The organism is Streptomyces sp. NPDC058373 (assembly GCF_042723275.1).
In the GTDB taxonomy this organism is placed as follows: domain Bacteria; phylum Actinomycetota; class Actinomycetes; order Streptomycetales; family Streptomycetaceae; genus Streptomyces.
Genome location: NZ_JBHXJE010000033.1, coordinates 62,625 through 73,674, shown reverse-complemented (window position 1 = coordinate 73,674; position 11,050 = coordinate 62,625). Strand labels below are relative to the sequence as shown.

The window sequence follows — 11,050 nt, the reverse complement described above, 5'->3', positions numbered from 1 at the left end:
CACATGCGGCCGCGGGGAGCGTTTGGGGCGCGGGGGGGCGGTCCCGCCCGGCGCGCGCGGGCGGCTACGGGTTCGCGCACGTCGGGCGTCTCGGCACCGACATGTGGCGCCCCGGAGGCGAGCGAAGCTCCAAAAAGAGGAGCCATGTGGCGCCCCGGAGGCGAGCGAAGCTCCAAGAAAAACGGCCCGCTACGGTAGTACCACCATGAGCGCATCGCAGCCCCCTGAGACCACCGGCGCCCAGGCCGCCGACGTCCCCACTCTGCTCGTCAAGATCTTCGGCAAGGACCGCCCGGGGATCACCGCGGGCCTCTTCGACACTCTCGCGGCCTTCTCCGTCGACGTGGTCGACATCGAACAGGTCGTGACCCGGGGGCGCATCGTGCTGTGCGCCCTGGTGACAGAGCCGGCGGGGGTGAGTGAGGGAGAGCTGCGGGCGACCGTGCACAACTGGGCGGAGTCGCTGAGGCTCCAGGCCGAGATCATCTCCGGTACGGGCGACAACCGGCCCCGCGGCGTCGGCCGTTCTCACGTCACCGTCCTCGGCAACCCGCTGACCTCCGACTCGGCCGCCGCCATAGCGGCCCGGATCACCGAGACCGGCGGCAACATCGACCGCATTTTCCGCCTCGCCAAGTATCCGGTGACGGCAGTGGAGTTCGCCGTCTCCGGCGCCGACACCGAGGCGCTGCGCACCGCGCTGGCGCCCCAGGCGGCGGCGCTCGGCGTGGACGTCGCCGTGATGGCCTCGGGCCTCGGCCGGCGGGCGCAGCGGCTGGTGGTGATGGACGTCGACTCGACCCTGATCCAGGACGAGGTCATCGAGCTGTTCGCGGCGCACGCCGGGTGCGAGGACGAGGTCGCCGAGGTGACGGCGGCGGCGATGCGCGGCGAGCTGGACTTCGAGCAGTCGCTGCACGCCCGGGTGGCGCTGCTGGCGGGGCTCGACGCGTCGGTGGTCGAGAAGGTGCGCGGCGAGGTCCGGCTGACCCCCGGCGCCCGCACCCTGATCAGGACGCTGAAGCGCCTCGGCTACCAGGTCGGGGTGGTCTCGGGCGGGTTCACCCAGGTCACCGACGACCTCAAGGAGCGGCTCGGGCTGGACTTCGCGCAGGCCAACACCTTGGAGATCGTCGACGGGAAGCTCACCGGCCGGGTCACCGGGGAGATCGTGGACCGGGCGGGCAAGGCGCGGCTGCTGCGCCGGTTCGCGGCCGAGGCGGGGCTGCCGCTCAACCAGACGGTGGCGATCGGCGACGGCGCCAACGACCTCGACATGCTGAACACCGCGGGTCTGGGCGTGGCCTTCAACGCCAAGCCGGTGGTCCGCGAGGCCGCCCACACCGCGGTCAACGTGCCGTTCCTGGACACCGTCCTCTACCTGCTGGGCATCACCCGCGAGGAGGTCGAGGCGGCCGACGCCCTCGACGCCTGAGCACACCCCCTCCCCCTTACCGGCCGTACGCGCCACGGGCCGGCCCCCTGCGACGGGGGCCGGTCCGTGGCGCGTCGGAGCCCGTTCCGAGCGGATCGGCGGGGGCGGGTCAGCCCGGGTGCGGGGTCCAGAACTCGGTGAGGGTGGCCCAGCCGGGCTCCAGGCTCTTCCAGGGGCCGGTGAAGGTGAGCAGGGCGAGGGCGGCGGTGGGGAAGCCGCGGCGGCCGATCACCGCGGCGGCCTCCTGCTCGGCCGTCCCGGCGAGCACCTCGGTGGCACCCTGGACGCCTGGGTTGTGGCCGATCAGGACGAGGTTCTGGACGTCGTCGTCCACCTCGTTGAGCACGGAGATCAGCTCGCCGGGCGAGGCTTCGTAGACCCGCTCCTCGTACACGGTCCTGGGGCGCCGGGGCAGCTCGGCGACGGCGAGGCGCCAGGTCTCGCGGGTGCGGGTGGCGGTGGAGCAGAGGGCCAGGCCGAAGGGGAGGCCCGTGGTGGCGAGCCTGCGGCCGGTGGCGGGGGCGTCGAGGCGGCCCCGGTCGGTCAGCGGACGCTCGTGGTCGCTGCCGTCGGACCATTCGGCCTTGGCGTGGCGGACGACGGCGATGGTGCGGACGGGGGACGGTCCGGGGGTGGTCCCGGTGGACGACTCAGCGGCACTCATGATTCCCAGCTTCGCATGAAACGCGCGGTGCGGCGCAGGGAGTTGGCGGCCGCGACCACTTCGGGTGACGGGCCCGCGCGGGTCAGCCGGGGCGGTGGGCCAGGGTCTGCTGGACCCGCTCGACGAGCTGCGGCAGCACGGCCTCGCCGCTCGCGGAGGGGGCGGTGGGCCCGAAGGCGAGCAGCAGCAGCGCGGCGAAGGTGAAGGCGGGCAGGGCCAGCGCCCACCAGGGCAGGCCGGGGTGCGTGCGGGGTGGGGCGGAGGACGGCCCGAGAGGGTCGGTCGTCGGGGCCTGCATGGCGCCTCCTGGCAGCGGTCGCACGCGTACAAGACGGTGTGCGGCGCCGACGGGAGGGGCTGGTGACCGCACTCCTCGAACGTACGCGGCAGGGGCGGCCGGGCCCATCAGGCGTTCCACCCAGTCGTCCCTGAGGCCCGCCCCCTAGGGGACGGTGGGGCCAGCCCCACCCCCGGCGGGGGACGGGACCAGCCCGGGACGCCTCAGGGTGAGGCGACGGTGGCGATCACGCCGATGATCACGCTGATGACCAGCATCGCGCCGAGCACGCCGAGAAACTTGCGCTGCCCGTTCGGGGGGTTCGGTTCCAGTACGCCCATGGGCCCAGTGTCGCATCGCGCCCTCGCGGGACCGGAGCCGGGTGGGCGTGGCGCGCGGGGCTTCCCCGCGAGCGGGCGGCCTCGCGTCAGGCGCGGGCGGCGGCCTCGTCCTCGATGACGCGGTCCTTGCCCGCGAGGATGCCCGCGCCCATCTGCGGCACCATCAGGGTGGCCATCAGCGCGATGGGCAGGCCCCAGCCGCCGCTGTGCTGGTAGAGGACGCCGACCAGGAGCGGGCCGGGGATGGAGATGAGGTAGCCGGTGCTCTGGGCGAAGGCGGAGAGCGAGGCGACCCCGGCGCCGGTCCTGGCCCGCATGCCGATCATGGTGAGGGCCAGCGGGAAGGCGCAGTTGGAGACGCCGAGCAGCACGGCCCAGATCCAGGCGCCGCCGACCGGCCAGAGGTAGAGCCCGGCGTAGCCGATGAGGCCGCAGGCGCCGAGGCCGACCACGACCGGACCCTGGCGGGGCAGCCGGGTGGCGACGCGGGGGATGACGAAGGCGAGCGGGATGCCCATGGCCATGGTGACGGCGAGCAGGACACCGGCGGTGCCGGCGGCGACGCCGGCGTCGCGGAAGATCTGCGCCATCCAGCCCATGGTGATGTAGGCACCGGTGGCCTGGAGGCCGAAGAAGACGGCGAGCGCCCAGGCGGTGGGGCTGCGGACCATGCTGAGCCGGGCGGCCGGAGCGCCGGGGCCCGAGGCGGGGGCCGCCGACTCGTGGCGCTCGCGGACGAAGAGCAGCCAGGGCAGGACCGCGGCGACGCCGAGGGCGGCCCAGACGAGGAGGCCGAAGCGCCAGTCGTCTCCGAGGGCGCCGGTCAGCGGGACGGTGACGGCGGCCGCGGCGGAGGTGCCGACGGCGAGCGCCATGGAGTAGAGGCCGGTCATGGAGCCGACCCGGTCGGGGAACCACCGCTTGACGATGACCGGCATCAGCACGTTGCTCACCGCGATGCCCATCAGGGCGAGGGCGCTGAAGAGCAGGAACGCCGGGGTGGAGCCGGTGAAGGGCCGGATCAGCAGGCCGACGGCGATGGCGGCCATACCGGCGCAGACGACGGCGGGCGGGCCGAAGCGGCGGGCCAGCCGGGGCGCCATGACGCCGAAGAGGGCGAAGCAGAGCGGGGGCACGGAGGTGAGCAGTCCGGCGACGCTGCCGCTCATGCCGAGTCCGTCACGGACCTCTTCGAGGAGCGCGCCGAGGCTGGTGATGGCGGGGCGGAGGTTGAGCGCGGCGAGGACGACGGCGAGCGGCATGAGCCGCACCGCCCAGGTGCGGACCGCGGGCGGGCCGGCGGGGGCGGGGGTCTGCTCGGTGGGTGCGGGCCGCGTCGTGGCGGGGGCCGTCCTTGTCTCGGTGTCGGTGTCCTCACGTGCCATGGGATCCATCATAGATTCATGGGATGATTGGTTGTCCAATCGTCCGACCGTGTGACCGGACACCGCGTCCCGGCGGCCGGAAGGAGCCTCGCCGGGCGCTCACCCAGCAGCAGTGCCGCCGGAGCTCCCGGCTCCTTTCGATACCGTCTGTGTCCGCCCCTCCGAACAGCTGCCCCTCCACGTCCCACCGCACCCGGCCGCCGGACCACCCTTCCGGCGCCGGGGCCCGACCGCACGAAGGTCCGACATGCCGCTGACTTCGCCCCGCCGCTCGGCCCTGTCCGAGCAGGTCATCGCCGAGCTGCGCCAGCAGATCACCTCCGGCGAGTGGCCCGTCGGCTCCCGCATCCCCACCGAGCCCGAGCTGGTCGAACAGCTCGGGGTGGCCCGGAACACGGTGCGTGAGGCGGTACGGGCCCTCGCCCACAACGGCCTGCTCGACATCCGGCAGGGCTCGGGCACCTACGTGGTCGCCGCCAGCGAACTCGCCGGGGTGATGCACCGCAGGTTCGCCGAGGCCGACCCCCGGCACATCGCCGAGCTGCGGGCCACGCTGGAGTCGAGCGCCGCCGAGCTGGCCGCCGTACGCCGTACCGAGAAGGACCTCAAGCAGCTCGACGCGCTGCTCACCCGCCGGGAGGACGCCTGGGAGTCGGGGGACGCCGAGCGGTTCGTGCAGGCGGACGCCACCTTCCACCTCGCCGTGGTCTCGGCCTCCCACAACGACGTGCTGACCGCGCTCTACGCCGACCTGGGCGAGGTGCTGCGGCACTGGCTGCGGGGCGACATCGGCGACCAGCTCCAGCCGGAGAACCACATGGACCACACCCGCCTGGTCGACGCGATCCGCGACGGCGACGCCGACCGGGCCGGCGCCGAGGCCGCCACCTACCCGCTGATGTGCCGCCCCGGACGGCTCTGGCAGCGCTGAGGGGCGTCCGGAAAGCCCTGGTCCGCTCAGCGGGCGTGGCTGACCCAGGCCGCGTGGACCGCCTGCCAGCAGCGGCCGGAGAGCTCGACCGTCCGCGCCGGGCCGACCTCGCGGGGCGGGCCGTCGGTGTCGATGTCCCACCACGCGGCGCACCTCACGTGCAGCCGCACCTGGTCGGTCTCGGGGTACGGGTTGTGGCAGGAGCCGGTGACCTCGGCGCCCTCGGTGGCAAGCCGGCAGTGGGCGCCGAAGGGGCGCGGTGGCGGATCATCGTCGGCCGCCCGGGCCGGAAAGGCCGTCAGCAGCGGCAGGAGCAGCGCGACCGCGGCCGCCGCCGCGCGCGGGCGGCGGGCGGTCAGCCGGGGGGCGGCGGGGCGTGGCGGGCTCGGGGACGCGTACACGAGAGGGACCTCCTCGGCCGTACTGCGCCCGCGGCCGGTGGGCCGGAGGCGCTGCTGCACCACAAGGGGTTACTCGTGCTCCACCCTGCGCTCCGGGCCCCTGGGCCGCCCGCCGGGCCACCCGAACGGGCGACGCCCCGCCACCCGCTGTGCGCGGGGGACGGGGCGTCGGATCCTACGTACGCCGAGGTCAGGCGCCGATGGCGTGCAGGCCGCCGTCGACGTGGACGATCTCGCCGGTGGTCTTCGGGAACCAGTCCGAGAGCAGCGCCACGACGCCCCGGGCGGCCGGCTCGGGGTCGCTGAGCTCCCAGGTCAGCGGGGAGCGCTCGTCCCAGACCGTGGCCAGGTCCTCGAAGCCGGGGATGGACTTGGCGGCCATGGAGCCGATCGGTCCGGCGGAGACGAGGTTGCAGCGGATGTTCTTCGGGCCGAGGTCGCGGGCGAGGTAGCGGCTGGTGGACTCCAGAGCCGCCTTGGCGACGCCCATCCAGTCGTACTTCGGCCAGGCGAGGGTGGCGTCGAAGGTGAGGCCGACGACCGAGCCCCCGCGCTTCTCCAGCAGCGGGAGCAGCGCCATGGTCAGCGACTTCAGGGAGTACGCCGAGACATGCACGGCGGTGCCGACCGACTCCCAGGGGGTGTTGAGGAAGTTGCCGCCGAGGGCGTCCTGCGGCGCGAAGCCGATGGAGTGCACGACGCCGTCCACGCCCGCGTCGTCGCCGAAGTGCTCGGCGACCTTGTCGGCGAGGGTGGCGAGCTGCTCCTCGTTCTGCACGTCCAGCTCGATGACCGGGACGGGCTTGGGGAGGCGCTTGGCGATCCGCTCCACCAGGGAGAGGCGGCCGAAGCCGGTGAGGACGACGTCGGCGCCCTCCTCCTGGGCGAGGCGGGCGACGTGGAAGGCGATGGACGCCTGGGTGATGACGCCGGTGACGATGATGCGCTTGCCTGCGAGAAGTCCACTCATGGCGATCAGTGACCCATGCCCAATCCGCCGTCAACGGGGATGACGGCTCCAGTGATGTACGCGGCGTCGTCCGAGGCGAGGAACCGGACGGCGGCGGCGATCTCCGCGGGCTGCGCGTAGCGGCCCAGCGGGACCTGTCCGACGATCCCGGCGCGCTGCTCGTCGGTGAGGACCTTGGTCATGTCCGTGTCGACGAAGCCCGGGGCGACGACGTTGAAGGTGATGTTGCGCGAGCCGAGCTCCCTGGCGAGGGAACGGGCGAAGCCGACGAGCCCGGCCTTGGAGGCGGCGTAGTTGGCCTGTCCGGCGGAGCCGAGGAGACCCACGACGGAGGAGATCAGCACGACGCGGCCCTTGCGGGCGCGGAGCATGGCGCGGTTGGCGCGCTTGACCACGCGGAAGGTGCCGGTGAGGTTGGTGTCGAGGACGGAGGTGAAATCCTCCTCGGTCATCCGCATCAGCAGCTGGTCCTTGGTGACGCCGGCGTTGGCCACCAGCACCTCCACGGGCCCCTGCTTCTCCTCGATCTCCTTGTAGGCCTGCTCCACCTGCTCGGCGTCGGTGATGTCGCACCTGACGGCGAGGAAACCGGCGGGCGGCTCACCGGAGCGGTAGGTGATGGCGACGTTGTCGCCTGCGTCGGCGAAGGCCTGGGCGATGGCGAGGCCGATGCCCCGGTTGCCTCCGGTGACGAGAACCGAGCGGCTCAACGGATCACCCTTTCGTTTGCGGTTGTACGGGAGCGACTACAGCCGAAAACCTATCGCTACGCGGTGTGAACCAAAGAATCGGTCACCGACAGGGGCGGAAGAGCCGCACTGTCGGGTCCCTACAGTCGGGCTCCCCGGGCGCCGGGCGGCGACGGCCCGGAATCCGGTCGCGGCGGGCCGGGGCAGGAGCCGGCGGGCTCCGGGGCGCCGCCGGGCGCCCATACACTGGCCGGGGGGTTGTGGTTCCCCCTTCGTATCGTTCAAGGAGACAGTGGATCGTGACGGACATCGTCGACGAGCTGAAGTGGCGCGGGCTGTTCGCCCAGTCCACCGATGAAGACGCTCTGCGCAAGGCTCTCGCGGACGGGCCCGTCACCTTCTATTGCGGGTTCGACCCGACCGCGGCCAGCCTGCACGTCGGCCACCTGGTGCAGGTGCTGACCATGCGGCGGCTGCAGCAGGCCGGGCTGGTCCCGCTGGCGCTGGTCGGCGGCGCGACGGGCCAGATCGGCGACCCGCGCCCGACCGCCGAGCGCACCCTGAACTCCCCCGAGGTCATCGCGGAGTGGGTCGACGGGCTGCGCGACCAGATCGAGCCCTTCCTCGACTTCGACCCGGCACTGCCCAACGCCGCCCGGATGGTCAACAACCTGGACTGGACCGCCGGCCTCTCGGCCATCGAGTTCCTGCGGGACATCGGCAAGCACTTCCGGGTCAACAAGATGCTCACCAAGGAGTCGGTGGCCCGCCGCCTGGAGTCGCAGGAGGGCATCAGCTACACCGAGTTCAGCTACCAGCTCCTCCAGGGCATGGACTTCCTCAAGCTGTACGAGCAGCACGGCTGCACCCTCCAGCAGGGCGGCAGCGACCAGTGGGGCAACCTCACGGCGGGCATCGACCTCATCCACCGCCTGCACCCGGACGCCCACGTGCACGCGCTGGCGACGCCGCTGATGACCAAGGCGGACGGCACCAAGTTCGGCAAGTCGGAGGGCGGCGCCATCTGGCTGAACGCCTCGATGACCACGCCGTACGCCTTCTACCAGTTCTGGCTGAACACCGACGACCGGGACGTCTCGCGGTACCTGCGCATCCTGTCGTTCCGCAGCCGTGAGGAGCTGGAGGAGCTGGAGAAGGTCACCGAGGAGCGTCCGCAGGCGCGGGCCGCGCAGCGGGCGCTGGCCGAGGAGCTGACCACGCTGGTCCACGGCGAGCACGAGTGCCAGGCGGTGATCGCGGCGTCCAAGGCCCTCTTCGGCCAGGGCGAGCTGGCCGGACTGGACGCGGCGACGCTGGAGGCCGCCCTGCACGAGCTGCCGCACGTGCGGGCCGACGGCTTCGCCCCGGTGGTCGACCTCCTCGCTCAGACCGGTCTGGTCGCCAGCAAGTCGGCGGCCCGCCGGACGGTGAAGGAGGGCGGCGCCTACGTGAACAACACCAAGGTCACCGCCGAGGACGCCGTCCCCGGGCCCGAGGATCTGCTGCACGGCCGATGGCTGGTGCTGCGGCGCGGCAAGAAGAACCTGGCCGCGGTGGAGATCACCCGCTGAGTCGCGGCGCGTACGCGTGATGCCCCGTCCCCCTCGCGGGGGCCGGGGCATCACGCGTTCCGCCTGTCAGGTCAGGCGCGTGACCTGCCCTTGAACTTGGCCCAGATGATGTCGCCGATCCAGACGATGAGGACGGCACCGGCCAGCTGGAGCAGATGCCTGATCCAGTCGATGCCCTTGGTATCCTCGACGCCGATCCCGCTGGCCACCGAGTTGCCGATGACGCTGCCGATGATTCCGCAGATCACCGTCAGCCAGATCGGGATCTGCTGCTTCCCTGGAAGGATCGCTTTGGCGATCAGACCCAGGATCAGGCCCACGATGATGGCCCACAACCAGCTCATGTCTCCTCCTCGGCCGGTGAGGCGTACTGAGGCGTACTGTCGCCTCAGTCTCCGCCCGGGGAGCGTGCGCCGCATGTCGAGCACTTCGGCGGGGCGCTGTCAGGCCACCCGCCGGTGCCCGCGCGGGTGGGCGGGCGTAATCTGAGAGGCGCCGGAACCGTTCTGCGGTGCTCCGGACGGACCTGGTGTTGATCCCGGCCCCCGTGGGGGCGAGGAAGGGTGGCGGAGCGGATGCGGAAGCAGCGCGGAGCCGAGGTCTTCCGGATCACCGGGGCCCGGCAGTCCCTCGCGGACGACGTGCGGGGCCGCCAGCGGCGGTACGTGATCGCCATGCTGGTGCGGACGCTGGCGGTGATCGCGGCGGCGGCCCTGTGGAACGTCGAGCGGTACGTGGCGATCGGCGCCCTCGTCCTCGGCGTGCTGCTGCCGTACGTGGCGGTGGTGATCGCCAACGCCGGGCGGGAGAACGCTCCGGGGCTGCCCGACGCGTACGTACCCTCCGGCCTGAAGGCGCTGCCCTCGGGGGCATACGAGCTGCCCGCAACGCCCGGGCGGGAGTCCGGCGGGACGCGCGGCGAGGGAGCGACTCCCTCCGCCTGAGTCCGGCCGTCGGCGACGCGCGGCGAGCGCACCCGGTCTGAGCTGGGGTGTTGTGCGGGCCGTTGGTCCGCCGCGCGGGAACCTCAAGAAAAGCTCAGATCAATCGTGTTGTTCCGGTGCACCGCGGCGGGTGCCCCGTGACATACTTCGAAAGCGCTCCGCATCCCCCGTCGGAGCGACGGACCGACGCCGGGCAGCTCCCCCCGTGGCTGCCCGGCGTCGTTTTCTCTTCCCCCACTCCTCTCCGCAACCGCCGCGTGTGTACGGCGCATTGACGCCGCGTCAGGCCAGCGCGTCCGGGAGTTCCATCGGGACGGCGCGCAGGCTGCGGCCCCGCCGGTCGAGGACCCGGCCGACGTTCTTCTCGGTCCGCAGCACCATCACCCGGTCGTCGACGCGGAAGCGCAAGTGGGCCAGTTCCTGCACGAGGTGGGCCTCCAGGGTGTGCACCTCGGGGACGCCGCGCAGCCACACGTCGAGGATCAGGTTGTGCGGTCCGGCGGTGACGGTGCAGAGCCGCAGTTCGGGCAGGGTGCGCAGGGAGGCGGTGGCCGCGTCGAGGTGCTCGGCCGGGACTGAGGCGAAGTAGACCACCGAGACGGGCCAGCCGGTGAGCGGCCGCGCGAGACTGCATCGCAGCACGAACTGCCCGCTGCCCACCAGCCGCCGCACCCGCCTGCCGACGGTGGCGACGCTGGTCCCCGCGCGCCGGGCGAGCTCGGCCAGCGGCATCCGCCCGTCCTCGCCGAGGGCCACCGCGATCCGCCGGTCGACGGGGGTGACCGGTTCGGGTCTGGCTGGTGAGGCGGGTGGGGCGAGGCGGGCGCGCCGGCCCGCCGACAGGCTCCGCAGCCGCCAGCGGCTGCCCTCGAAGGGGGCGCCGGTGATGACGTGGGTGCGGGTGAGGCGGACCCCGGGCAGGGCCGCGATCCGGCCGCCGATGTAGTCGACCAGGCCGTCCATGTCGTACGCCCAGACGATGGCGAGGAGGTCGCGGGCGCCGGAGGTGTGCTTGACGCTCATCGTCTCCGGGTCGTGGGCGATGATCCGGCCGATCTCCCAGGAGCGGTCGGCCTCGGTGACGATCTCGACCTGGGCGCGGACCCGCCCGTCGTCGGCGGGCGGCCAGTAGCCGTCGACCCAGGCGGTGCCGGAGTCGCCGAGCCGCTTCCAGCGGCGGGCCACGGTCGCCGCGTCGACGCCGAGCACCTCGCCCACCAGGGACCAGGGGGCGCGCGGCTGGATCTGGAGGGCGTTGACGACGGCGAGGTCCAGTTCGGTGAGGACCGGCAGCGGCGCGTCCCCGGGGCCGGGCGGCGCGGCGGGCCTTGGCCAGAGCCGTTCGGGGGCCGCCCATGGCTGATCGATCGGCTGCTCGTGGGCGCCCTCGGTGATGGATTCCCGCATCGGTTCTCTCCCTCTGACCGGATCAGGCGATTAAA

At 72.8% G+C, this 11,050-nt stretch carries 13 protein-coding genes; 4 read left to right on the top strand and 9 right to left on the bottom strand.

Annotated elements, in window-relative coordinates:
• Window positions 1-205: 205 nt before the first annotated feature.
• Entirely contained in the window at window positions 206-1,435 is a 1,230-nt protein-coding gene (gene serB / locus ACFWMZ_RS19495) for a phosphoserine phosphatase SerB (protein ID WP_383203036.1), read from the top strand.
• 109 nt (window positions 1,436-1,544) lie between these two features.
• Here serB and ACFWMZ_RS19490 read toward each other — a convergent pair whose 3' ends face one another.
• From ACFWMZ_RS19490 to ACFWMZ_RS19475, 4 genes are all read right to left on the bottom strand, one after another.
• Window positions 1,545-2,099, bottom strand: coding sequence for a SixA phosphatase family protein (locus ACFWMZ_RS19490; RefSeq protein ID WP_383203034.1), 555 nt, complete (start codon window positions 2,097-2,099; stop codon window positions 1,545-1,547).
• 82 nt (window positions 2,100-2,181) lie between these two features.
• Window positions 2,182-2,397 carry a hypothetical protein gene (locus ACFWMZ_RS19485; protein ID WP_383179206.1) on the bottom strand — a complete coding sequence of 72 codons (216 nt, stop codon included), beginning with the start codon at window positions 2,395-2,397 and terminating at the stop codon, window positions 2,182-2,184.
• A gap of 203 nt (window positions 2,398-2,600) precedes the next feature.
• On the bottom strand, window positions 2,601-2,717 hold the full coding sequence (locus tag ACFWMZ_RS19480; protein ID WP_383179209.1) for an SGM_5486 family transporter-associated protein: 117 nt from the start codon (window positions 2,715-2,717) through the stop codon (window positions 2,601-2,603).
• An 86-nt stretch (window positions 2,718-2,803) separates the two neighbouring features.
• Window positions 2,804-4,111 (bottom strand): CynX/NimT family MFS transporter, encoded by a 1,308-nt coding sequence (locus tag ACFWMZ_RS19475; protein ID WP_383203042.1) that lies wholly within the window; start codon window positions 4,109-4,111, stop codon window positions 2,804-2,806.
• 238 nt (window positions 4,112-4,349) lie between these two features.
• On the opposite strand from ACFWMZ_RS19475, the gene ACFWMZ_RS19470 reads away from it, so the two are divergent.
• Window positions 4,350-5,033, top strand: a complete 684-nt coding sequence (locus ACFWMZ_RS19470; RefSeq protein ID WP_383179212.1) for a FadR/GntR family transcriptional regulator — start codon at window positions 4,350-4,352, stop codon at window positions 5,031-5,033.
• Between the two features lie 26 nt (window positions 5,034-5,059).
• Here the strand turns inward: ACFWMZ_RS19470 and ACFWMZ_RS19465 are convergent, their stop codons facing one another.
• From ACFWMZ_RS19465 to fabG, 3 genes are all read right to left on the bottom strand, one after another.
• Window positions 5,060-5,434, bottom strand: a complete 375-nt coding sequence (locus tag ACFWMZ_RS19465; RefSeq protein ID WP_383203031.1) for a hypothetical protein — start codon at window positions 5,432-5,434, stop codon at window positions 5,060-5,062.
• A 190-nt stretch (window positions 5,435-5,624) separates the two neighbouring features.
• Window positions 5,625-6,404, bottom strand: a complete 780-nt coding sequence (fabI, locus tag ACFWMZ_RS19460) for an enoyl-ACP reductase FabI (RefSeq protein ID WP_383179218.1) — start codon at window positions 6,402-6,404, stop codon at window positions 5,625-5,627.
• Between the two features lie 5 nt (window positions 6,405-6,409).
• The gene (gene fabG, locus ACFWMZ_RS19455) at window positions 6,410-7,114 is read right to left on the bottom strand and encodes a 3-oxoacyl-[acyl-carrier-protein] reductase (RefSeq protein WP_383179221.1); all 705 of its coding nucleotides are present in this window, start codon (window positions 7,112-7,114) and stop codon (window positions 6,410-6,412) included.
• Between the two features lie 278 nt (window positions 7,115-7,392).
• On the opposite strand from fabG, the gene tyrS reads away from it, so the two are divergent.
• Window positions 7,393-8,664, top strand: a complete 1,272-nt coding sequence (tyrS, locus tag ACFWMZ_RS19450; protein WP_383203028.1) for a tyrosine--tRNA ligase — start codon at window positions 7,393-7,395, stop codon at window positions 8,662-8,664.
• A 71-nt stretch (window positions 8,665-8,735) separates the two neighbouring features.
• On the opposite strand, the gene ACFWMZ_RS19445 is transcribed toward tyrS, so the two are convergent.
• Window positions 8,736-9,008, bottom strand: a complete 273-nt coding sequence (locus ACFWMZ_RS19445) for a GlsB/YeaQ/YmgE family stress response membrane protein (protein WP_383179227.1) — start codon at window positions 9,006-9,008, stop codon at window positions 8,736-8,738.
• 231 nt (window positions 9,009-9,239) lie between these two features.
• Here ACFWMZ_RS19445 and ACFWMZ_RS19440 point away from each other — a divergent pair, with 231 nt between their 5' ends.
• The gene (locus ACFWMZ_RS19440) at window positions 9,240-9,608 is read left to right on the top strand and encodes a DUF3099 domain-containing protein (RefSeq protein ID WP_383179230.1); all 369 of its coding nucleotides are present in this window, start codon (window positions 9,240-9,242) and stop codon (window positions 9,606-9,608) included.
• Window positions 9,609-9,890: 282 nt separating this feature from the next.
• Here the strand turns inward: ACFWMZ_RS19440 and ACFWMZ_RS19435 are convergent, their stop codons facing one another.
• Entirely contained in the window at window positions 9,891-11,015 is a 1,125-nt protein-coding gene (locus ACFWMZ_RS19435) for an Lrp/AsnC family transcriptional regulator (RefSeq protein ID WP_383179233.1), read from the bottom strand.
• Window positions 11,016-11,050: the final 35 nt, after the last annotated feature.

Coding starts and splice junctions, on each gene's coding strand:
- ACFWMZ_RS19440 (WP_383179230.1), top strand. CDS start 9,240: ATGCGGAAGCAGCGCGGAGCCGAGGTCTTCCGGATCACCGGGGCCCGG.
- fabI (WP_383179218.1), bottom strand. CDS start 6,404: ATGAGTGGACTTCTCGCAGGCAAGCGCATCATCGTCACCGGCGTCATC.
- ACFWMZ_RS19485 (WP_383179206.1), bottom strand. CDS start 2,397: ATGCAGGCCCCGACGACCGACCCTCTCGGGCCGTCCTCCGCCCCACCC.
- ACFWMZ_RS19445 (WP_383179227.1), bottom strand. CDS start 9,008: ATGAGCTGGTTGTGGGCCATCATCGTGGGCCTGATCCTGGGTCTGATC.
- ACFWMZ_RS19480 (WP_383179209.1), bottom strand. CDS start 2,717: ATGGGCGTACTGGAACCGAACCCCCCGAACGGGCAGCGCAAGTTTCTC.
- ACFWMZ_RS19435 (WP_383179233.1), bottom strand. CDS start 11,015: ATGCGGGAATCCATCACCGAGGGCGCCCACGAGCAGCCGATCGATCAG.
- ACFWMZ_RS19470 (WP_383179212.1), top strand. CDS start 4,350: ATGCCGCTGACTTCGCCCCGCCGCTCGGCCCTGTCCGAGCAGGTCATC.
- ACFWMZ_RS19490 (WP_383203034.1), bottom strand. CDS start 2,099: ATGAGTGCCGCTGAGTCGTCCACCGGGACCACCCCCGGACCGTCCCCC.
- ACFWMZ_RS19475 (WP_383203042.1), bottom strand. CDS start 4,111: ATGGATCCCATGGCACGTGAGGACACCGACACCGAGACAAGGACGGCC.
- serB (WP_383203036.1), top strand. CDS start 206: ATGAGCGCATCGCAGCCCCCTGAGACCACCGGCGCCCAGGCCGCCGAC.